This is a genomic window from Streptomyces sp. NPDC004284 (assembly GCF_042874035.1).
Lineage (GTDB): Bacteria > Actinomycetota > Actinomycetes > Streptomycetales > Streptomycetaceae > Streptomyces.
Genome location: NZ_JBIAMJ010000002.1, coordinates 101633 through 122180, shown reverse-complemented (window position 1 = coordinate 122180; position 20548 = coordinate 101633). Strand labels below are relative to the sequence as shown.

General features: G+C 74.5%; 22 protein-coding genes and 1 pseudogene. 9 read left to right on the top strand and 14 right to left on the bottom strand.

Annotated elements, in window-relative coordinates; genetic code table 11:
- Positions 1-2 precede the first annotated feature (2 nt).
- Genes ACFYUS_RS05660 through ACFYUS_RS05650 form a run of 3 tightly spaced genes read right to left on the bottom strand, consistent with a single transcriptional unit; the run spans position 3 to position 1994 of the window.
- Entirely contained in the window at positions 3-386 is a 384-nt protein-coding gene (locus tag ACFYUS_RS05660) for a (2Fe-2S) ferredoxin domain-containing protein (RefSeq protein ID WP_388846248.1), read from the bottom strand.
- Positions 383-904, bottom strand: a complete 522-nt coding sequence (locus tag ACFYUS_RS05655; protein WP_388846246.1) for an isochorismatase family protein — start codon at positions 902-904, stop codon at positions 383-385. The genes ACFYUS_RS05660 and ACFYUS_RS05655 overlap by 4 nt, the downstream gene beginning before the upstream one ends.
- Before the next feature lie 25 nt (positions 905-929).
- On the bottom strand, positions 930-1994 hold the full coding sequence (locus tag ACFYUS_RS05650; protein WP_388846244.1) for a bile acid:sodium symporter family protein: 1065 nt from the start codon (positions 1992-1994) through the stop codon (positions 930-932).
- A gap of 113 nt (positions 1995-2107) precedes the next feature.
- Between ACFYUS_RS05650 and ACFYUS_RS05645 the strand changes: the two genes are divergently transcribed.
- From ACFYUS_RS05645 to ACFYUS_RS05635, 3 genes are all read left to right on the top strand, one after another.
- Entirely contained in the window at positions 2108-2974 is an 867-nt protein-coding gene (locus ACFYUS_RS05645; RefSeq protein ID WP_388846242.1) for a LysR substrate-binding domain-containing protein, read from the top strand.
- Positions 2975-3304: 330 nt separating this feature from the next.
- Positions 3305-5128, top strand: a complete 1824-nt coding sequence (locus ACFYUS_RS05640) for an AMP-dependent synthetase/ligase (protein ID WP_388846240.1) — start codon at positions 3305-3307, stop codon at positions 5126-5128.
- A 141-nt stretch (positions 5129-5269) separates the two neighbouring features.
- Positions 5270-6064, top strand: coding sequence for an aldo/keto reductase (locus ACFYUS_RS05635; RefSeq protein WP_388847715.1), 795 nt, complete (start codon positions 5270-5272; stop codon positions 6062-6064).
- 61 nt (positions 6065-6125) lie between these two features.
- Here ACFYUS_RS05635 and ACFYUS_RS05630 read toward each other — a convergent pair whose 3' ends face one another.
- On the bottom strand, positions 6126-7400 hold the full coding sequence (locus ACFYUS_RS05630; protein WP_388846238.1) for an SUKH-4 family immunity protein: 1275 nt from the start codon (positions 7398-7400) through the stop codon (positions 6126-6128).
- A 153-nt stretch (positions 7401-7553) separates the two neighbouring features.
- Here ACFYUS_RS05630 and ACFYUS_RS05625 point away from each other — a divergent pair, with 153 nt between their 5' ends.
- Positions 7554-8018 (top strand): RICIN domain-containing protein, encoded by a 465-nt coding sequence (locus ACFYUS_RS05625; RefSeq protein WP_388846236.1) that lies wholly within the window; start codon positions 7554-7556, stop codon positions 8016-8018.
- An 18-nt stretch (positions 8019-8036) separates the two neighbouring features.
- Here ACFYUS_RS05625 and ACFYUS_RS05620 read toward each other — a convergent pair whose 3' ends face one another.
- Positions 8037-8936 (bottom strand): class I SAM-dependent methyltransferase, encoded by a 900-nt coding sequence (locus ACFYUS_RS05620; protein ID WP_388846234.1) that lies wholly within the window; start codon positions 8934-8936, stop codon positions 8037-8039.
- A 118-nt stretch (positions 8937-9054) separates the two neighbouring features.
- Positions 9055-10005 carry a helix-turn-helix transcriptional regulator gene (locus ACFYUS_RS05615; protein WP_388846232.1) on the bottom strand — a complete coding sequence of 317 codons (951 nt, stop codon included), beginning with the start codon at positions 10003-10005 and terminating at the stop codon, positions 9055-9057.
- Between the two features lie 39 nt (positions 10006-10044).
- Here ACFYUS_RS05615 and ACFYUS_RS05610 point away from each other — a divergent pair, with 39 nt between their 5' ends.
- Entirely contained in the window at positions 10045-10536 is a 492-nt protein-coding gene (locus ACFYUS_RS05610) for a hypothetical protein (RefSeq protein ID WP_388846230.1), read from the top strand.
- Here the strand turns inward: ACFYUS_RS05610 and ACFYUS_RS05605 are convergent.
- Positions 10523-11269, bottom strand: coding sequence for a class I SAM-dependent methyltransferase (locus tag ACFYUS_RS05605; RefSeq protein ID WP_388846228.1), 747 nt, complete (start codon positions 11267-11269; stop codon positions 10523-10525). The two genes, ACFYUS_RS05610 and ACFYUS_RS05605, sit on opposite strands and share 14 nt — an antisense overlap.
- Before the next feature lie 21 nt (positions 11270-11290).
- Positions 11291-11596: a 4a-hydroxytetrahydrobiopterin dehydratase gene (locus ACFYUS_RS05600; RefSeq protein ID WP_388846226.1), complete on the bottom strand. Its 306-nt coding sequence runs from the start codon at positions 11594-11596 to the stop codon at positions 11291-11293.
- 102 nt (positions 11597-11698) lie between these two features.
- Between ACFYUS_RS05600 and ACFYUS_RS05595 the strand changes: the two genes are divergently transcribed.
- Positions 11699-12514, top strand: coding sequence for a helix-turn-helix domain-containing protein (locus ACFYUS_RS05595; protein ID WP_388846224.1), 816 nt, complete (start codon positions 11699-11701; stop codon positions 12512-12514).
- On the opposite strand, the gene ACFYUS_RS05590 is transcribed toward ACFYUS_RS05595, so the two are convergent.
- A complete protein-coding gene (locus ACFYUS_RS05590; protein ID WP_388846222.1) occupies positions 12495-12911 on the bottom strand; it encodes a hypothetical protein in 417 nt (138 codons plus the stop codon). The genes ACFYUS_RS05595 and ACFYUS_RS05590 overlap by 20 nt on opposite strands.
- 229 nt (positions 12912-13140) lie before the next feature.
- Between ACFYUS_RS05590 and ACFYUS_RS05585 the strand changes: the two genes are divergently transcribed.
- A complete protein-coding gene (locus ACFYUS_RS05585) occupies positions 13141-14352 on the top strand; it encodes a low temperature requirement protein A (RefSeq protein ID WP_388846220.1) in 1212 nt (403 codons plus the stop codon).
- Positions 14353-14471: 119 nt separating this feature from the next.
- Positions 14472-14717, top strand: a pseudogene (locus tag ACFYUS_RS05580) (helix-turn-helix domain-containing protein); the annotation flags it as partial.
- Positions 14718-14861: 144 nt separating this feature from the next.
- Here the strand turns inward: ACFYUS_RS05580 and ACFYUS_RS05575 are convergent.
- The 5 genes from ACFYUS_RS05575 to ACFYUS_RS05555 form a co-directional block, all read right to left on the bottom strand.
- The gene (locus ACFYUS_RS05575) at positions 14862-15035 is read right to left on the bottom strand and encodes a hypothetical protein (protein ID WP_388846218.1); all 174 of its coding nucleotides are present in this window, start codon (positions 15033-15035) and stop codon (positions 14862-14864) included.
- Between the two features lie 60 nt (positions 15036-15095).
- On the bottom strand, positions 15096-15470 hold the full coding sequence (locus tag ACFYUS_RS05570; RefSeq protein ID WP_388846216.1) for a hypothetical protein: 375 nt from the start codon (positions 15468-15470) through the stop codon (positions 15096-15098).
- 65 nt (positions 15471-15535) lie between these two features.
- Positions 15536-16927, bottom strand: a complete 1392-nt coding sequence (locus ACFYUS_RS05565; RefSeq protein WP_388846214.1) for an amino acid permease — start codon at positions 16925-16927, stop codon at positions 15536-15538.
- Positions 16928-16993: 66 nt separating this feature from the next.
- Positions 16994-19144 carry a phage holin family protein gene (locus tag ACFYUS_RS05560; protein WP_388846212.1) on the bottom strand — a complete coding sequence of 717 codons (2151 nt, stop codon included), beginning with the start codon at positions 19142-19144 and terminating at the stop codon, positions 16994-16996.
- A 101-nt stretch (positions 19145-19245) separates the two neighbouring features.
- Complete coding sequence (locus ACFYUS_RS05555; RefSeq protein ID WP_388846210.1) at positions 19246-19650, bottom strand: hypothetical protein; 405 nt, start codon at positions 19648-19650, stop codon at positions 19246-19248.
- Between the two features lie 108 nt (positions 19651-19758).
- Between ACFYUS_RS05555 and ACFYUS_RS05550 the strand changes: the two genes are divergently transcribed.
- Positions 19759-20538 carry an MBL fold metallo-hydrolase gene (locus ACFYUS_RS05550; protein ID WP_388846208.1) on the top strand — a complete coding sequence of 260 codons (780 nt, stop codon included), beginning with the start codon at positions 19759-19761 and terminating at the stop codon, positions 20536-20538.
- Positions 20539-20548: the final 10 nt, after the last annotated feature.

Below are 20548 nucleotides of genomic sequence, written 5' to 3'. Positions count from 1 at the left end.
GGTCAGTTCTTCGGCGGGTCGATCATCTGGAGTTCGAGGGCGGCCGGGGCCGGGACGACTCCGGGGCCGCCTGCCGCCGTCCAGGCGAGGACCTCGTCGAGGCAGTCCTCGTCGGCACTCCAGCCGATCCAGGCGGCCCGGCCGCCCCTGCGCCGGCCCTCGGTGGACGGCTGGACCACGAGCACGTTGGCCTGCGCGCAGGGTCCGAGGCAGTCGCTGGTACGGACGAGCAGTCGGCCGCCGGAGGCCGCGGCGGCCTCGCGGAGGCGGGCGAGCTGACCGGCGTGGTCCATGCCGGGGTTCTTGCGGGGGTCCCCGCAGCAGCAGCCCCGGCAGACGACGAGGGAGCAGGGGCGGGCCCCGTACCGTATCGGCACGCGGGTCACTCGGGGCCGTCCAGGGTGATCGCGGAGACGGGGGCGACCGTGCCGAGGCGCGGGAAGTCGAGGTCGACGGAGGCGCGGTGCTCGTCCGCGGTGAGCGCGGCCATGGCGTCCTCGGCGAAGACGAGCTCGTAGCCCAGGTCGCAGGCGGCGCGGGCGGTGGACTCGACGCCGAGGTTGGTGGCGATGCCGCCGAGGACGAGGGTGGTGGCGCCGAGTCCGGCGAGCAGCTCGTGCAGTCCGGTGTCCTGGAAGCCGCCGATGGTGCGCTTGACGACGACGGGGTCGCCGTCCTCGACGAGGTCGGGGACGAGTTCGCTGCCGGGCGGCTGGGCGGCGACGTTCGGCCGCTCGACGCGGATGTGGACGACGGGCGCGCCGGCGGTCCGGAAGGTGTCGGCGAGCCGGGCGGAGGCGGCGAGGACGTCGGTACCGGGGCGGGGGGCGAGCGGCAGCGCGACGATGCGTTCCATCAGGTCGACGAGGACGAGCGCGGTGCTGCCGGGATCGAGTGCGGGCATGGGAGCACCGTAGCGGCCCGGATGATCATCGGGTTCCCGCCGTCGGCACCTCGGGGGCTCGCAGGGGTTCGGGGGCGGCCGCCGTGGCTCCCTCCGGGTCCTTCGAACGGCGCTTCGCGATGACCGCGCAGACCATCAGCTGCATCTGGTGGAAGAGCATCAGCGGGAGCACGGCGAGGGAGGCCTGCGGGCCGAAGAGGACGCTCGCCATGGGCAGTCCGGCCGCCAGGCTCTTCTTGGAGCCGGCGAACTGGATCGCGATCCGGTCGCCCCGGTCGAAGCCGAGGCGTCGGGCTCCGTACCAGGTCAGGGCCAGCATGACCGCGAGGAGCACGGCCTCGACGGCGAGCAGCGCGCCGAGCCGGGCGGGGGTCACCAGGTGCCAGATGCCGGCGACCATGCCCCGGCTGAAGGCGGTGTAGACGACGAGGAGGATCGATCCCCGGTCGACGTACCCGAGGGCCTTCTTGTGCCGGACCAGGAAGGCTCCGACCCAGCGGCGCAGGAACTGCCCGGCCAGGAACGGCACGAGGAGCTGGAGCACGATCTTCACCAGCGCGTCGGCGGAGAGGCCGCCCGCGCTGTTGCCGAGGAGCAGCGCCGCGAGCAGCGGGGTGAGGACGATCCCGGCGAGCGAGGAGAACGAGCCGGCGCAGATCGCGGCGGGCACGTTGCCCCGGGCGATCGAGGTGAAGGCGATGGAGGACTGGATGGTGGACGGCACCAGGCAGAGGAAGAGGAGGCCGCTGTAGAGCTGGGGGGTGAGGACGCCGGGCACGAGGCCGCGCGCGGCGAGGCCGAGGAGCGGGAAGAGCAGGAAGGTGCAGCCGAGGACGGTGAGGTGGAGCCGCCAGTGCTTGAGGCCGTCGAGGGCCTCGCGGGTGGAGAGCCGGGCCCCGTAGAGGAAGAACAGCAGGGCGACGGCCCCGGTCGACGCGCCTTCCGTGACGCTCGCGGCGGTCCCGGAGGCGGGGAGGAGCGCGGCGAGGGCGACCGTGCCGAGCAGCGCGAGGACGTAGCCGTCGACGGGCAGCCAGGACGGCGGTCGAAGGGGGCGGCGGGCGGTGCGGCCGGGCGTGCGGGGGGTCATGGGCTCCAGTGCTCCTACGGGGGTCGCGCACGTCCATCCTGCTCCACGGCCCGGTGATCGGGAATCCCGTACAGCCCTCTGACTGTCATCACGGTTCGCGATAACGTCGTGGGGTGTACGAGCCCACCCAGCTGCGCACCTTCCTCGCCGTGGCCCAGACGCTGAGCTTCACGCGGGCCGCGGACCGCCTCGGGCTGCGCCAGTCGACCGTCAGCCAGCACGTGCGGCGCCTGGAGGAGGCGACGGGCCGGCCGCTGTTCGCCCGGGACACGCATCGCGTGGAGCTGACGGAGGACGGCGAGGCGATGCTCGGTTTCGCGCGCACGATCCTCCAGGCGCACGAGCGGGCGGCGGCCTTCTTCGGCGGGACGCGGCTGCGCGGGCGGCTGCGGTTCGGCGCGTCGGAGGACTTCGTGACGACCCGGCTGCCGGAGATCCTGGAGTCCTTCCGGCGCGAGCACCCCGAGGTCGATCTGGAGCTGACGGTCGAGCTGTCCGGGACGCTCCAGGCCCGGCTCGCGGCCGGCCGGCTCGATCTGATCCTGGCCAAGCGGCGCGGGACGGAGAGCGGGGGCCTGCTCGTCTGGGAGGACGCGCTCGTCTGGATCGGGGCGCCGGGGCTGCGGCTCGATCCGGACCGTCCGGTGCCGCTGATCCTCTACCCGCCGCCGGGGATCACCCGGGCGCGCGCCCTGGAGGCCCTGGAGGCGCAGGGCAGGGCGTGGCGGATCGCGTGCACGAGTTCCAGCCTGAGCGCGAACGTGGCGGCGGCCCGCGCGGGGCTCGGGGTGATGGCGCACACGCGGGGCCTGGTGCCGCCGGGGCTCGTCCCGGTACCGGCCCGTGCGGGGCTGCCGGAGCTCGGGGACGTGGGCTTCGTCCTGCGCAAGGGGCGCCGGGGCGGGGAGACCCAGGAGGCGGCGGACGCCCTCGCGGAGGCGATCCTGGCGGGCGGCGACCGGCTGCACCGGCCGCGCTGAACCGACGGCGACCGGGTCCACGGGCCGCGCCGAGCGCGGGGGCGCGGGGGCGTCGAGAAGGCGCCATCGCGGTGCTTCCGGGGCGGGGGCGTGAGCGGCCCGTACAGATTCCGTGGAGATTCGCCCCCGAAGGACGTACCGTCCGGTCAGTCACGGCCCCGGGACGCCCCCGACCTGCCCGCCCCACCGGCTCTGACCTGTGCGAACGCGGAATGTCCCGGCTTGGTGAAGGCCCTGCCGCGGGCCGGTCGCTTGGGGTACCGTCACCGGCGCCGTACGGAGTGCGACAACGGGCTTTTTCCAGCCATCGAGCCGTCGAGGAGCAGGTCAGTGCGCGAGTTCACCGTGCCGCCCGTCGAGGCGGCGCCTCAGGTCGGCGGTCTGGCGGACGCCGTGTTCGACCACGCCCTCGCCGATCCGGGCCGGATCGCCTTCGGGCGGAAGGGTCCGGACGGGCAGTGGCGGGACGTGACCGCCGCCCGGTTCCGGGACGAGGTCGTGGGTCTCGCGAAGGGGCTGATCGCGGAGGGCGTGCGGTTCGGCGACCGGGTCGCGATCATGGCCAGGACCCGGTACGAGTGGACGCTCTTCGACTTCGCGCTGTGGTCGCTGGGCGCGCAGCCCGTGCCGGTCTATCCGACCTCCTCCGCCGAGCAGGTCTTCTGGATGCTGCACGACGCCGAGGTCACGGCGTGCGTGGTGGAGCACGAGGACCACGCGATGACGATCGGCTCGGTGGTCGACCGGCTCCCCCGGCTCCAGCGGCTGTGGCAGCTGGACGCGGACGCGGTGGGCGAGCTGACGGCGGCGGGCGCGGACATCGACGAGGAGGTCGTGCACCGGCACCGGCGGGCGGTGACGCCGGAGACGGTGGCGACGGTCATCTACACCTCGGGGACGACCGGCCGCCCCAAGGGCTGTGTGATCACCCACGCGAACCTGATGTTCGAGACGGAAGCGCTGATGGGCCGCTGGGAGCCGGTGTTCCGCTCCCGGCCCGACGAGCAGGCCTCGACGCTGCTGTTCCTGCCGCTGGCGCACGTCTTCGGGCGGATGGTGGAGGTCGCGGCGGTCCGGGGCGGGGTGAAGCTGGGGCACCAGCCGGTGATGGCGGCGGCCGAGCTGCTCCCGGACCTGGTGGCGTTCCGGCCGAGTTTCGTGCTCGCCGTGCCGTACGTCTTCGAGAAGGTCTTCCACGCGGCCCGCCGCAAGGCGGAGAGCGAGGGGAGGACGGGCCCCTTCGACAAGGCCGTGGAGGTGGCGGTCGCGTACGCGGAGGCCCTGGAGCAGAAGGCCTTCGGGACCGGCCCGGGGCCGTCGGCGGCCCTGCGCGTGCAGCACCAGTTCTTCGAGAAGACGGTGTACGTCAAGGTCCGCGCGGCCCTGGGCGGGCGGGTGCGGCACGCGATGTCGGGCGGTTCGGCGATGGACCGCCGGCAGGGGCTGTTCTTCGCGGGCGCGGGCATCACGGTCTTCGAGGGGTACGGCCTGACGGAGTCCTCGGCGGCCGCCACGGCGAACCCGCCCGGGCGGACCAAGTACGGCACGGTGGGCCAGCCGGTCCCGGGGACGACGGTGCACATCGCGGAGGACGGCGAGGTGTGGCTGCACGGCGGCCAGGTCTTCTCCGGCTATCTGAACGCCCCGGAGGCGACGGCCGCCGTCCTCAACGACGGCTGGCTGGCCACCGGGGACATCGGCGCCCTCGACGCGGACGGCTATCTGACGATCACCGGGCGCAAGAAGGAGATCCTGGTGACCTCCGGCGGCAAGAGCGTCTCCCCCACCGCCCTGGAGGAGCGGGTGCGGGCGCATCCGCTGATCGCCCAGTGCATCGTGGTCGGCAACGACCGGCCGTACATCGCCGCGCTCGTGACGGTCGACCAGGAGGCGGTGGAGCACTGGCTCGCGATGCAGGGCCGGGCTCCGCTCTCCCCGGCCGAGCTGGTGCGCGATCCGGCCCTGGAGACGGAGATCCGGCGCGGCGTGGTGGCGGCGAACACGCTGGTCTCGCAGGCCGAGTCGATCCGCACCTTCCGGATCCTGGCCCATCCGTTCAGCGAGGAGCACGGGCTGCTCACCCCCTCGCTGAAGCTGAAGCGGAAGGCGATCGAGCGGGCGTACGCGGCGGAGGTCGCGGCGCTGTACAGCTGACGGGGAGGCGGGACGGAATGCGGGACGGTCCGTGATCGTTGACGCTGTGAGTACCCGAGTTTCCCGCGACGACGTAAGGATCCACCCCACGTGAGCACGGACAGCAAGGTCCCCTCGGTCACCCTGAACAACGGCGTGAGCATGCCGCAGCTCGGCTACGGCGTCTGGCAGGTGCCGGACGCCGAGGCGGCGAAGGCCGTGGGCACCGCCCTGGACGCCGGTTACCGCTCCATCGACACGGCGGCGATCTACGAGAACGAGCGGGGCACCGGCGAGGCCGTGGCCGCCTCCGGGATCCCGCGCGAGGAGCTCTTCGTCACCACCAAGCTGTGGAACGGCTCGCAGGGGTACGACTCCACCCTGCGCGCCTTCGACGACTCCCTCGGCAAGCTGGGGCTCGACTACGTCGACCTGTACCTCATCCACTGGCCGGTGCCGGCGAAGGACGCGTACGTCGACACGTACCGGGCCTTCGAGAAGATCCTCGCGGACGGGCGCGCCAGGGCGATCGGCGTCTCGAACTTCCTCCCGGAGCACCTGGAGCGGCTGATCGGCGAGACCTCGGTCGTGCCCGCCGTCAACCAGATCGAGCTGCACCCGCAGCTCGCCCAGACGGAGTCCCGCGAGGTGCACGCCAAGCACGGCATCGCGACCGAGGCGTGGTCGCCGCTCGGCCAGGGCCGTGGGCTGCTCGAGGTGCCGGCGATCGTCGCGATCGGCCGGAAGCACGGGCGGACGCCGGCCCAGGTGGTGCTGCGCTGGCACCTCCAGCTGGGGAACGTGGTGATCCCCAAGTCGGTCACCCCCTCCCGCATCCGCGAGAACATCGACGTGTTCGGCTTCGAGCTGGACGCCGAGGACCTGGCGGCGATCGCCGCCCTCGACGAGAACCGCCGGCTGGGCCCGAACCCGGCGGAGTTCAACGTCGGCGCCTGAAGGAGGCGGAGGGGGTGGAGCCGGCCCGCCGCACGTCGCTGCGCCGCGGCGGTCCCCCGGCTCAGTAGCCGTCCACGCCGAGCTCGGTGATCGAGGCGAAGAGGTGCCCCCAGACCTCTGCGCCGGGCGCGTCCTCGGCGAGGGCCTCGGCGTCGACGGCCTCCATCGCGCGGAGGAAGTCCTCCACGCCCTCCTCCCCCGGGTACGGGTCCCAGCAGGCGCCCATGTGCCGGCGGACGCCCTCCAGGAACCGGACGAAGGACTCCAGGTCGCGGACGAGCGGGAAGACGGCGTCGCCGCCGGGGCCGTGGCTGCCGTCCGGCTGGCGCATCCCGACGGCGCCGGTGCCGGGGTGGACGAGGACCTCCCCGGGATCGCAGTAGCCGAGGTCGAACTCGCCGACCCGCAGCAGGCCCTCGGGGCCGGGGCCCAGCGGCTCCTCGGCGAGCGCGAAGGACGTGACGCCGGCCGCCCAGTGGCGGGGCAGTCCGGCCTCGGCGAGCAGCGTCCGGGTCGGTGCGTGCGTGAGGACGGCGGGCCGGCCGGCCGCCGGGACGCGGAGGACCCCGGAGGGGCCGAAGACCCCGTCGAGCCGGGTCGCGGTGAGCGGCCCGTCCGCGTTCCTCGTGCCGGGCCGGAACCACGGCCCGCCGTCCGCCGGCACCGGTCCCGAGAGATCGGCCCCGCCCGTCGGCCAGGCGGCGAGGGCCTCGTCGTTCTGCTCCACCACGGCCACTCCGCGCGCGTCGAGGAAGACGTAGCGGCCGCCGTCCAGCGGGATCGGCTCCTCCCAGCCGTCGGGGCAGCGCAGCGCCCAGGACTCGTCGTCGCCGTCGAACAGCCAGGGCCCGTCCGGCTCGTCCTCCTCGTACGGTTCGGCCGTGCCCTCGGCGGGGGCGGGCCGGAGCCCGCCGGTGGCCAGGTCGAACCAGGTGTCCTCGCACCACAGGGCCCAGACCTTCAGGAGCGGGACGCCCCCGGCCTCGTACACCTCGGCGGAGCGGTCTCCGCTGAGGTTCGGCGCGGCCTCGTGGGCGCCGACCGGCCGCCACCAGGCCCACACCGTCCGCCACGGCAGCCCCGGTTCGGCTGCCGCCGTCCGCTCGGCGTACTCCCGGTGGCCGAGGACGGTCGCGGCGAAGTGCAGCCAGGAGGCGAACTCGGCCGGGGTCGCCGGGGCGCTCCCGAACACCGCCTCGGCCTGGGTGAACACCTCGCGGCCGACGCCTCCGTGCTCCTCCGGCAGGGCGTCGATGCGGGCGCGGAGCTCGGCGCGGTCGTGGCGCAGGACCTCGGCGGGGTCGTCGAGCAGGGTACGGAGTTCGGGATCGTTCACCGGCCCATCGTGCCAGGCGGGGAGGCGGGCGGGGCGGCGGCCCGGGGCCGTTGTCGTACCCGGGACGTAGGGTCGGAGACGGCCCCCGAGGGCTGCGCGCGGCGGTGACGGCCGCGCGGTGCAACTGCCCGGCGAGGAGAAGGAGTCGATACGGTGAGCGGTGCCCCGGAGCCCGTGCGGGAGGGCCTCTACCGGGTGCGGAACGTGGCGAGCGGACTGCTCCTGGAGGTGTACCGGGGGTCGAGCCGCAGCGGCGCGAAGGCGCAGCAGGGCGCGGAGGACGGAACTCCCGGACAGCACTGGCACATCACGCCGGTGCCGAACGGCGGCGGGCTCCACCACCTGGTCAACGCGGCGAGCGGCAAACGGCTCGACGTCGTGAACGCGTCCACGGAGAACGGCGCCGGCATCCAGCAGTGGAGGCCGAACAACTTCGGCGCGCAGGAGTGGATCATCGAGCAGGACCTCCAGTCGCCGGGGACGGTGGCCCTGGTGAGCTTCGTCAGCGGGCTGTTCCTGGAGGTCGCCGACGAGTCGAGGGAGGGCGGGGGGACCGTCCGGCAGTGGGAGGACACCGACTCGCCGTTCCAGTGGTGGCGGCTGGAGCCGGTGTCCTGACCCGGGCCCGGTGCGGGCTCAGCCCTTGCGGGCGGTGTGCACGGTGTGGGCGGTGAGGTGGAACAGGTCCGTGCGGTGGTGCAGGGACAGCGCGTCGGCCGGGTCGAGCAGCCGGTCGAGGGTCTCCTTGTCGTCTGCGTCGAGCCGGGCGGCCAGGCCGTCCCGCAGCCGCTCGTAGTGGGCGAGGGCCAGCTCCCGGACGGCCGGGGACACGGGCGCGGGGACGTCCACGAGGAACGTGCGGGTGCCGGCCGGGGTGAGGCCGGCGCCGGCGAGCAGCGCCCGCCAGTCGTCCGGCTCGTCCTTGGTCCCGGGCAGCTCGGCGCGCATCTCGCCGAACCAGTCGGCGTGGGCGGCGTCGAGCCGGGCTTCGAGACCGGGCCTGCCGATCCCGATGTTCTGGGGCAGGTGCCGCCGGGGCAGCCCGCCCTCGACGAGGACGATCAGCCCGCCGGGGTTCAGGATGCCGGCGAACTCGGCGAGCGCGGCGCTCTGGTCGCCCATGTGGTGCAGGGAGTTGCCCGCCCAGACGAGGTCGGCCCGCCCCAGGGTGCCGATCGCCCCGGGGAGTTCGGCGTGGAGGGTGGAGACCCGTGCGCCGAGGTTGCGGGCCTCGGCGCGGGCGCGGGCCAGGGCGAGGAGTTCGGGGGCGCCGTCGACGGCGACGGCCTCGGCGGCCGGGAAGGCCTCGGCGAGCAGGCTGGTCACCACGCCGGGACCGCTGCCGACGTCCAGGATCCGGCGGACGCCCTGCACCGGCGCGAGGGTGCCCAGCCAGGCGGCGGCCTCCGCGTAGGCGGGGCTCGCGATCTCGGCCTGCCGCTCCAGGAGCGGAGCCATCTCGCTCCAGTCGAGGTGGGTGTGGTCGTGGCCCTCGCCGTGCGAGTGGCCGTGGTGGGACGCGTGATTCCGGCTCATGGCACCAGGGTGCGACGGGACGGCCGCGTACGCGAGAAATGTTGCCGGTCCGGCAACACGCCCCGGGCCCGCCGGCCGGGCCGGGGCTCCCGCGCCCGGACGTGCGCCGGGGAGGGGGTCAGCCGTACCGCTCGGCCAGCGTCCGTACGGTCGCGGCGATGCGGTCGCGGAGGTCCTCGGGGGCGAGGACCTCCACCTCCGCGCCGAGGCCGAGGAAGGTGTCGTGGGCGTGCTCGGGCGTCTCGACGGGCAGGGTGGCGCGGGTCCAGCCGTCCGGTTCGGGGGTGCCGTGGGCAGTGAGGGCCCGGGCGGCGGCACCGGTGAGCCGGGCGGCGCCGCGCGCGGAGATCCGTACGAGCGCCTCGCCCTGGTGCAGCCGGGCGTGGAAGTCCTCCTGGCCGGCCCGCCAGTGCGCGGCCAGGTCGAAGCCCTCCGGGATCACGGCCTCCTCGTCGGTGACGGTGAGGGCGAGGATCTGGTCGACGCGGTAGGTGCGCGGGCCGGGCCCGGCGACCAGGTACCAGCGACCGGCCTTGAGGACGAGTCCGTACGGCTCCAGGCGCCGGTCGACGTCCGTCGGCTCCTTCCAGCGGCGGTAGCGGACCTCCAGGACGCGTCCGGCGCGGACCGCGTCGGCGACCCCGGGCAGGAACGGGGCCTCGGCGGGCTCCGCGTACCAGCCGGGGGCGTCGATGTGGAACCGGGCCCGCAGCCGGTCGACGTGCTCGCGCAGCGGGGCGGGCAGCGCGGCCCGCAGCTTCAGCTGGGCGTCCGCGAAGTGCGGGCCGAGTCCGAGTTCGTCGGCGGCGACGGGCAGCCCGGCGAGGACGAGGGCCTCGGCCTCGCGGGCGTACAGCTCGGCGAGCCGGTGCCGGTGTCCGGCGAGCAGCCGGTAGCCGCCGCCGTGCCCCGCGTCCCCGTACAGCGGCACTCCGGCGGCCTGGAGCGCCTCCACGTCGCGGTAGACGGTGCGGACGGAGACCTCCAGCTCGGCGGCGAGGCGGGTGGCCGTCATCGGGCCGCGGGTCTGGAGCAGGAGGAGGATCGAGACGAGCCTGCTGGACTTCACTGACACAAGGTGTCAGTGAAGGGTCCGTACGGTCCAGCCATGGCTTTCGCAGAGAAGAACCTCCTCGTGCTGCCGCCGGTCGAGATCGCCGGTCGGCAGCTGAAGCGCTACCACGTCACCTCCGATCCCGAGGGGATCGAACCGGAGGTGGAGAAGGCGGCGTACGACCTCCTTCCGGAGCTGCTGCCGCCTCTGGACGGCACCCCGGCGGCGGGCTTCGTCGTGCTGCACCGGGGCGGTGACAGCGGCGCGTACCTCAACGCGTACAGCTGGGTGTGGGACAACGTGCTGCACTTCGGCGGCGGGGCCGCCGGCCAGCCCGCCCTGGACTGCCCCGACACCGATCCGACGCACTTCGTCCGGGTCGATCGCTCGTGGATCGGCTGCGTGTGGGAGCTGGCGCCGTTCGGGCACGAACGGGAGGCCTGGGTCCGGCACGTGCTGGTGCCCCGGACGCCGGATCTGGCCGGCTATCTCGCGGACGCCCTGCCTTCCGGCAGGACGGGCCGGATGGACTTCAGCCGCGCCTGACGAAGCTCGCGAGCCGGTAACGGGGGTCGGCTCGGGGGCGGTCCTGGTCCGGGAGGGCGGCCAGGGCGGCGGCGAGCGTCCCGGTGGTCGCCGGGTCGCCGTCGAACCAGGAGGCGAAGTAGCCGGCGCGCAGCTTCCGGGCGGTGTCGCGCGGGGTGGCGCCCTGCCCGTGCCCGGTGAAGCGGGTGCCGGGGGCGGGGTCGAGGCCGTGGGCGGCCGCGCTCGCGGTGATCAGCTCGGCGCGGTCGGAGGCCGGTGCGGCCGAGCGGTACGGGCGGAGGACCGCGTCGATGTCGCTGCCGACGTCGTGGGCGGCGTCCTTGTCGACGGTGGTGACGAGGACGCCTCCGGGGCGCAGCACCCGGGCCGCCTCGGCGACGACGTCCGCCGCGAAGGGCACGAGGTGCAGCAGCCACACGGCCGCGACGGCGTCCAGGGAGGCGTCGGGCAGCGGCAGCCTCCGGGCGTCGGCGCGCACGGCACGGCCGGGCACCCGGCCGGCGGCGACCCGCACCATGGCGTGGGCGGCGTCGGCCCCGTGGACGCGCAGGCCGGGCCGGACGAGGCGTTCGGTGACGAGGCCGGTGCCGCAGGCGAGGTCGAGCAGGCTGCGGGCGCCGGGCGGCACGAGGCGGAGGACCGCCTCCGCGGCGGCCTCGGCCCTGGGCACGCCGCCGCGGGTCCGGTCGTAGTGCGCTGCCTCTGCCTCGTAGTCGAGCACGGTCTCCGCCATGCCCGCGAGCCTAACGAGGGGTCAGTTCGCGCCGTGGCCGGGGGCGATCCGTTCGACGCGTTCGGCGAGGTCGAAGTCCTTCCCGGTGACGGCGTCGCCCGCGGAGTGGGTGTTCACGGAGAGGGCGACCGTGTTGTAGCCGAGGGTGAGGTCGGAGTGGTGATTCAGCTCCTGCTGGATCTGGGCCACGTGGACGACGAGCGCGGTCGCCGCGAAGTGGTCGCCGAGCCGGTAGGTGCGGGTGAGCCGGTCCTCGTCGAGGGACCAGCCGGGAAGCTCCCGCAGGCGGTCCTCGATCTCCTTCTGCGACAGCGGCTGTGTGGGCACGGCGGTGCTCCCTCCGGTCGGGTGGTGCGCGGTGACGGGGTGACGGGCAGGGGCCCCGGGGGGAAAGCTACCCGGCGTCCCCCTCTGGGATACCGTCTGGCCATGACAACTGTCGTGAGCGACACGGGGGTGGGGCCGCTGCTGCGCGGATGGCGTGAGCAGCGGCGGCTGAGCCAGCTGGAGCTGGCGCTGCGCGCGGACTCCTCGGCGCGGCACATCTCGTTCGTGGAGACGGGACGCTCCCGGCCGAGCGAGGACATGGTCCTGAAGCTCGCCGAGCACCTGGACGTGCCGGTGCGGGAGCGGAACGCGCTGCTGCTCGCCGCGGGTTACGCGCCCCGGTACGCGGAGTCGCCGCTCGACGCGCCGCGCCTGGAGACGCTGCGCTGGGGCATCCAGCAGCTCCTCGACGGGTACGAGCCGTATCCGGCCCTGGTGGTCGACGGCACGTACACGGTGGTGGCGGCCAACCGGGGCATCGGGCTGCTGCTCGGCGGAGTCCCGGAGCACCTCCTGGCCCCGCCGATGAACGCGATGCGGCTCACCCTGCACCCGGAGGGCCTGGCGCCCCGGATCCGGAACCTGCGGGAGTGGCGGGGCCACCTCCTGGCCCAGATGGAGCGTCAGATCGCGCTGGCCCGTTCGGAGCCGCTGCGCGCGCTGTACGAGGAGGTGGCGGCCTATCCGCTGCCGGAGCGGATCGATCCGGAGGACCGGCCGGACGCGGAGCCGTACCCGTACTTCGCGCTGCCGCTGCGGATCGAGCACGACGGCCGGGTGCTGTCCTTCGTGTCGTCGATCTCGACGTTCAACACGCCGATGGACGTGACCGTCGCCGAGCTGGCCATCGAGACGTTCCTCCCGGCCGACCCGGAGACGGTCGCGTACCTGCGGTCGCTCAGCGCGTCACGGCCCTGAGGGCCGCCCACTGGAGTCCGGCGAAGCCGGCGACGGTGGCCGCCTGCATCGGGGTCCACAGCAGGCCGGCGGTGGTCGGCTCCAGCCAGGCGACGAGGGCGACGACGCTGAGGACGGCCCAGAGGACGTTGGCGTCGACGACGAGCTTCACGGCGAGCGCCGGGGGCTGCGGGCGGCTCGCGAGCCAGGCGACGCCCGCGGCGAACGCGGTGAGGAAGAGGCCGAGTTCGAGGAGGAGTCCGGCGTCGACGCCGAGGAGTTCGCCGAGGGGGCCGGAGGCGGCGAGGTAGGCGATCCCGTTGGCCCCGGTGACGACGGCGTCGAGGGCGAGGAAGCGGCGCACCGCGACCTGGGGCCGGGTGGTGCGGGCGAGACCGGCGAGCAGGGCCTGGGACATGGCGGATCACCCTCCAAAGGGGGACGTTCGTGCTGGTGACGGGCCCGGAGCCCGAGCGGAGTGCGCCGCCCGGGTTCCGGTGTCCCTGAGCATGCCGGGCGGCGCGGAGGGGGTCGATTACGCCGGAGGTAATGCCGGTCCCCGGACACGCGTGCCACCGCTCCCCCGGGTGTGAGTAGTCTTCGCGCCGGGGTGGCCGGAACCGGTGCCCCCGAGGGGGAGAACACAGATGGCGTGGAACAGGGAACGGGCCCGCATGGTGGCCACCGGGGACGATCACAAGGTGACGCCCGCGGAGCTCTTCTTCGATCTGGTCTTCGTGTACGCGATCACCCAGGTCACCGCCCTGATGGCGGCCGCGCCGTCACCGGCGCGGATGGTGGGCGCGATGGTCGTGCTCGCGCTGCTGTGGTGGTGCTGGTGCTGCTTCGCCTGGCTGGGCAATGTCGTACGGGCCGATTCCGGCGCCCTGTTCGGCGTCCTCGTCACCGTCATGGCCGTCGTCCTGATCGTGTCCCTCGCCGTGCCGAGGGTCTTCACGGACGCGCCGGAAGGGCTCTCCCCGCCGCTGGTGTTCGTGCTCTGCTACGGCGCGGTGCGCATCCTGCACCTGGTCTCGTACTGGGTGTCCAGCCCGGGCGACGCCGCGCTGCGGGCCACGCTGCGGCGTACGGCCCTGTTGTCCGTGCTGCCGCCGCTGGTGCTGCTGCTGATCGGCTGCGCGCACGGCGGGCGGGCCCAGCTGCTGTGGTGGCTGGGGGCGGTGGCGATCGACTACGGCGGCGTCTACCTCACCGGCTCCTCCGGCTGGCGGGTCAACTCCCCCGGGCACTTCGCCGAACGGCACGGTCTGATCGTGATCATCGCCCTGGGCGAGTCCATCGTGGCGATGGGCGTCGGCGTCGGCGGTTTCCCGCTCTCGTACGCCGTGCTGGGCGCCTCGGCGGCCGGGCTGCTGCTCTCGGCCGGGCTGTGGCGGCTGTACTTCCGGCAGCTCGGCGAGGCCGCCGAGCACCGTCTCACCGGGCTGGACGGCGACGAGCGCACCCGCTTCGCGCGGGACGTCTACACGTTCCTGCACCTGCCGCTGGTGGCGGGGATCGTGCTCTGCGCGCTCGGGATGAAGAAGGTCCTCCAGCAGGTCGCCGACACCGGGCACTACGGTCTCGCCGAGCCGCTGCACGGCGCCGTGGCCTGGTCGCTGACCGGGGGCGTCGGCGTCTATCTGCTCGGTGCCGCCGCGATCGTGCTGCGCACCTCGGGCCGGCTGCCGGCCGCCCTGACCGTGGGCGGGGTGTGCTGCCTGGCGGCGGGCCCGCTGGTCGGTCTGGTCCCGGCCCTGGCGGCGCTCACGGTCCTCGCCACGGCGGCGGCGGTCCTCGTGGCGCTGCACTCCAGGCGCGGCCGGGGCCCGGTCGAGGCCGACGCGTCCGGGGCCTGAGCAGGGCTTGTGCGTCCGGGGCTTGGAGGATCGTGGGGGTTCGGCCCATGCGGCAGGGATGATTCCACAAGATCCACGAGAGGGGCGCGAAGCCGCATCCCTCTCGTCACACTGACCTCATGGCCCCCGCCAGCCCCACCCTCACAGGTTCCGTCCGTCGCGCGCCGGCTCTCCTCGAACTCGTCGCCGAACACCACGAGCTCACCGCCAAACGCCTCTCCCGGATGACCGGGCTGCCCCTGGCCACCACGTACCACCTGCCGCGGCCGGCCGTCGAGGAGTGGGCGGATTTCCGCGCCACCGCGCACGCCCACGCGCTCGGGCAGTGCCTCCTCGCCCAGCTGGACCCGGAGGCCCGCCGGGAGGAGACGGTGCTGCGGCTGCGGGCACGGCTCGAACGGGCGTTGAGGTCCCGTGCCTTCACGGTCCTGACCTGAGGCCTGGCCGGTGCGCGGCGAGGGGGTCCACCGGCCTCCCGGAGCCGCGCTCCGGAAGGCCGGGGCCGGCGGTCAGCGCAGCGGGTCCGCCCGGTGGGCGGGCGCCTCGGGCGCGGGGGCGGCCGGCTCGGTGGTCCGGGCGGGCGCCGCGGCTCCGGTCTCGGGCGCGGTGTGCTCGGTGCGCCGGGCGCGGGAGGCCTCGGCGCGCAGCAGCGCCTGGAGGACGGCGTACGGGTCGACGGGCATGGCGAAGCTCCTCGTGGTACGGGGGTGATGGCTGGAGGACTGCGGGGAGGCGGGGGCCTCTCAGCAGCGCATCACCACGCACCGGAGCGCGTCGTCGCGCGGGGCGGGTACGGGGGCGGGAGTCCCGGGCTGGGTCCCGGGGCCCTGGGGCCGGGCTCCGGGCCCGGCGGGGCGGAGGCGCGCGCCGTCCTGGCGGGCGCGGCCGGGGAGCGCGGTCCCGGTGGCGGCCTGGTCGTGGGTCTCGCCGCCCGGGTCGGAGGCCGGGGCGGCGGCCGTGGCGCGCGTCTCGGCGACGGAGGGCGCGGCGGCCCCGGTGCCGAGCAGGGCCGCGAGGACGAGGAGCAGCGCGATCCACCGGTACCGGCCCCGCTCCGGGCGCGTCCGGTGCCCCGCCGGGGCGGCGGGCGCGACGGGCGGCTGGTGCGCGGGGCTCACGGAGATCCGTACTGCCCCGCCGCGGGTCCGGTAGGCCGCCCCGGACCGAGATCCGCCCGGGCGGCCTACGCGCGGGCCTCCTCATTCACCCCCTGGGAGGAGGCGCGCTGCTTGCGGGCCGCCATCCAGGCGTACACGAGCACGCCGGCGAAGAGGAACAGGACGCCCTGGTAGACGGCGGCGTAGCCGGAGCCGGCGACCAGCCAGAGGGAGAAGCCGAAGGCGGCGAGGGCGAGGACGCCGTCGCGGGCGAGGCGGGCCCGGGACACCTTCTCGGACTGCCCGGAGAGCAGGAAGTAGATCTGGGCGGCGGTGGACAGCAGGTAGGGCACGGTGGCGGTGAAGGTGGTGACGAGGACGAGGATCTCGAAGACGCCCTTCGTGCCGGCCGTGTAGTTGTAGACGGTCAGGAGCGAGGCGAGGACGACGGTGACGAGGACGCCGACGGTCGGCACGCCGCGCCGCTTGACGGTGAAGACCTTCGGGAAGAGTCCGTCGCGGGCGGCCGCGTAGGGGGCCTGGGCGCTCAGCAGGGTCCAGCCGTTGAGGGCGCCGAGCATGGAGACCAGGGCCATGCAGGCGACGGCGGCGCCGCCCCAGGAGCCGCCGAACATGACGTCCACGGCGTCGGAGAAGGGCGCGGTGGAGGTGACCAGCTTGTCGTGGGCGACGGTGCCGAAGACGGAGAGCGTGCCGAGCAGGTAGACCGCGGCGGCGCCGAGGGTGCCGAGGACGGTGGCGCGGCCGACGTTGCGGCGGGGGTCGCGGACCTCGCCGGCGCTGACGGCGGCGGACTCGACGCCGAGGTAGCTGAAGAGCAGGATCGCGGCGGAGGCGGAGACCGCGCCGAGCGTGCCGCCCCCGCTCGCCTGGAACGGCCCGAGGTTGGCGCTGTCGAAGAAGAACAGGCCGCCGACGGCGACCAGGATCAGCGGGACGAACTTGAGGACGGTCGCGACGAGCTGTACGGCGCCGACGTAGCGGGTGCCGGCCAGGTTGGCGAGCGCGGGCAGCCACTGGAGCGTCAGGGCGGCGGCGATGGTGGCGGCCTTGGACTCGTGGATCGGCACCAGGACGTCGAGGTAGCCGACGGCGGCGACGGCGAGGGCCGCGTTGGAGACCCAGGCGGTGATCCAGTACGACCATGCGGCGAGGAAGCCGGCGAAGTCGCCGAAGGCGGCGCGTGCGTAGACGTAGGGGCCGCCGGTCTGCGGCAGGCGGTGGGCGAGCCGGCCGAAGACGAGGGCGAGGGCGATCGCGCCGAGGGTGAGGACGCCGAAGGCGACGAGGCTGACGGTGCCGTAGGGGGCGACGGAGGCCGGCAGCAGGAAGATGCCGCCGCCGATGATGTTGCCCATGACCAGGGCTGTCGCGATGGGGAGTCCGAAGCGGCGGGCGTGCTTGGTGCCCTCCTGCCGTGCCGCGTCCCGCTGTGGAGTTGTGGTGGCCGTGCTCATGGGGTGGTGCGCCTTCCGTCGTACAAATCCGGACCATCGTCCGGTAACGGCGAACAGGCGTCCAAATCAGGGATTTTTGTCCGGCGGAACCGCCCCATCGACCGGAAGAACTAGTTCCGTTTCCTGTGTGGACCGGGAAATCTCCACCGGCCCCAGCGGCACCTGCGGTCCCGAGGACTCCCGCAGCCAGCGCCGCAGCACCCGGTGCACCCGCTCCGCCCCGACCAGTTCCTCCCCTTCCCCCACCGGCGGCGACAGGTCCGGCGGCGAGAGCAGGAAGGGGTGCGACTGCTCGCCGCCCAGACCGCCGTGCGAGCCGATCTGCTCCTCGAAGGCGTGCACGGCCCCGGTCGCCGGGTCGTACATGGAGTTGACCATGATGTCCGCGACGTGCGGGAAGCCGTCCGTGCGCCGTACCGCCCGCGCCGCGCCGCGCCCGAAGACCGCGAGCGGGCCGTCGTCCGCGAGCTCGGCGACCGGCACCTCCACCCCGTCGCGGCCGAGCACCACCGAGCCGTGCTCGGCGCTCGCCACCAGCACGAAACCGACCCCCGGATGGTGCGCCAGGGTCCGGAGCAGCGCCGGATGGCGCCGGTCGATCTCCTCCCGGGTCATCCGGTGCGGCACGTCGGGGAAGGAGACGAGCCCCAGGTTCCCCGAGGCGAGGACCACCGGCTCGGAAGGCCGGGCGGGCAGCTCCCGCGCCGTCTCGCCGCTCTCGTCCACCGGCCGGTGCAGCGCGCTGCGCAGCGCGTCCCTGGCCGCGTCCCTCGCCTCCGATCCACTGGAGGTACGCCGCACCCTGCGCGACACCGGAAGCCCGCACCCGGCCCGTACGAGGTCCTTGAGCGTCAGCCCGTACGCCGACTCGAAGGTCTCGCCGGGGCTCTGCCCGTGGTCGGAGAGGAGCACGATCCGGTACGGACGCGGGGCGTGCTCGACCACGGTCGCGATGAGCCCGATCGCCCGGTCGAGGCGCGCGAGGACCTGGTCGGTGTCCCGGCCGCGCGGTCCCGAGTGGTGCGCCACCTCGTCGTACGCGACGAGGTCGGCGTAGACCGCGGTCCGCCCGGCCAGCACGTCGCCCATCACCGCGGAGACCACGACGTCCCGCTCGACGACCGTCGCGAAGGCCCGGACGAAGGGGTACGTGCCGCCGCGCGAGACCCTCGGGGCCTCCCGGCGCAGCCGTGCCCGCGTCGACTGGCCCATCTCGCGGACGCACTCGGCGACGAGCGATCCGGCGGTGCGGACGGCGTTGGCCGGGTCGGAGAAGTACGCGAAGTAGCCGGCCCGGGAGCGGTTGCGGGGGCCCCGGCGGGCGGCCGTCGACAGGACCAGGGCGAGCTGGTCGGCGCCGCCGCTGAAGAGGTTGCCCCGGGAGGCCCCGTCGACGGTGAGGAGACCGGCGTCCCCGGTGCGGCGCACGGCCCGGCGCTGGAGCTCGACGGCGCTCGCCGGGCGGTTCGACACCATGATCCGGCCGGTGTCCTTCTCGTACCAGCGGAAGGCGGGCACGTCCTCGTTGGAGCCGTGCAGGATGCCGAGCTGGCTGGCGCCGGTCTGGCTGGACCAGTCGGTGCGCCAGGGGGTGAGCCGGTGGCCGGCGTCCAGCCAGCCCGCGACGGTCGGCATCAGCCCGTCGGCGACGGCGCCGCGCAGCACGTGGTGGCCGACGCCGTCGAGCTGGAGGAAGACCGTGCCCGGCACGGCTTCCGCCGTGGCGTCCGGGTCGCGGGGCCGGGTGCGGCCGGTGAGCCGGTAGAGCCGGCGGCGGTACGCGTCGTCGTCCCGTACCGCGAGGGCGGTGGAGGTGGCGGAGGCGACGGCGGACATGACGGCGGCGACCACGACGGCCGTCTCGGGATCGGCGACGCCGCGCCCGTCGGGGATCAGCCAGAGCGCGAGGAGCAGGAGGGAGCCGTTCAGGAAGAAGACGAGCAGGCCGAGGACGAAGGCCGGGACGAGCAGCAGGGCCCGCACGATCAGCGGCCAGACGAGCGCGCCGAGCAGACCGAAGACGCCGGCCGCCGCGGCGGCGGTGAGGGCGATCCTGGTGAAGCTGTCGCCGTCGTCGGACTGGAGCTGGAAGTCGGGCAGCAGCCCGGCGAGGACGAGCATCGTGAGCGTGGACACCGCCCAGACCACGAGCACCCGCACCACTGTCCTGCCCGCGGACCGCCAGCGGTCGGCGCCACCCCATCGCCCGTCACCCACGCCCGCTTCACCTTTCGCCCGTTTCCTGCTCCAAGCGTGGCACAACGGCCCCGGTCGGGCGGGATGGACGTGCTGCGGGGGTCAGCGGCGCAGAAAGGGGTTCAGGTGCCGTCGTATCCGGCGGTCGGCATCGAGAGCCGCCGGTGCACGCCCCCCTTGGCCGCCGTGTCGTACGGGGGTTCGTCAGGTCCGACCGTCTCCACCCGCACACCGCGCCGCTCGCACTCGGCGCGGAAGCCCGGCACGGAGGTCAGCGCGCGGGCGAGGACCCGCTCGCTGGGGGCCACGAAGAGGTCCACCGTCCCGGCCTCCACGTCGGCCCAGAGTTCCGCGTGGTCCGGGCGGATCCCGTAGCAGAACAGCTGACGGGCCAGCACGTACCCCTTGTCGTCGGCCCAGCGGGCGCACACCGCGTGCTGGCCGCGCGTGTCGACAAGGAAGGGGTCGCTGTCCAGCTCTTCGAGCGGGGTGAGGCTGGCGATCGCCGCCACCCGAACGTCGTCCATGGGCCGACCCTACTGGGGATCGCGACGGCCGAACATCCTCCGGAGCGCGCTCCGGACATTTACCCTCGTTACGGAACGGGCACGGACGACGGACGGCGGAAGGACGGCATGCCGGTGGAGGTCACCTGGTGGGGCCACGCGACCTGCACGGTCGAGGATTCCGGGGTCCGCTTCCTCACCGATCCGCTGTTCGCCCGGCGGCTCGCCCATCTGCGCCGCCGGCGCGGCGCCCTGCCGCCGCCGGAGGCCGCCCGCGCCGAGGCCGTCCTCGTCTCGCACCTGCACGCCGACCACCTCCACCTGCCCTCGCTCGCCCTGCTCCCGCCGGGGACGCGGATCCTCGTGCCGCGCGGCGCGCCCGCCGCCGTACCGGGACTGCGCAGGCTCGACCGGAGCGGGCTGCGGCTGACCGAGGTGGAGCCGGGCGACGCGGTGACGGTGGAGGGCGTGACCGTACGGGCCGTCCCGGCGCTCCACGACGGGCGGCGGCTGCCGATCGGGCCGCACCGCTCCCCCGCGCTCGGATACGTCGTCGAGGGCGAGGCGCGCACGTACTTCGCCGGGGACACCGGCCTGTTCGACGGCATGGCGGACGCGGTGGGCCCGGTGGACGTGGCCCTGCTGCCGGTCGGCGGCTGGGGGCCCTACCTCGGCCACGGCCACCTCGACGCGGGACGCGCGGCCCGGGCGCTCGCCGCGCTCTCGCCGGCGGCGGCGGTGCCGGTGCACTTCGGCACGTACTGGCCGATCGGGCTCGACGGGGTCCGTCCGCACGAGTTCCACGCGCCGGGCGACGAGTTCGTCCGTCACGCGGCCCGGCTCGCGCCGAAGGTGGCGGTCCACCTCCTCGGCCACGGCGAACGGGTGCGGCCGGAGGTCGCGCGGTGATCGGTGGTCT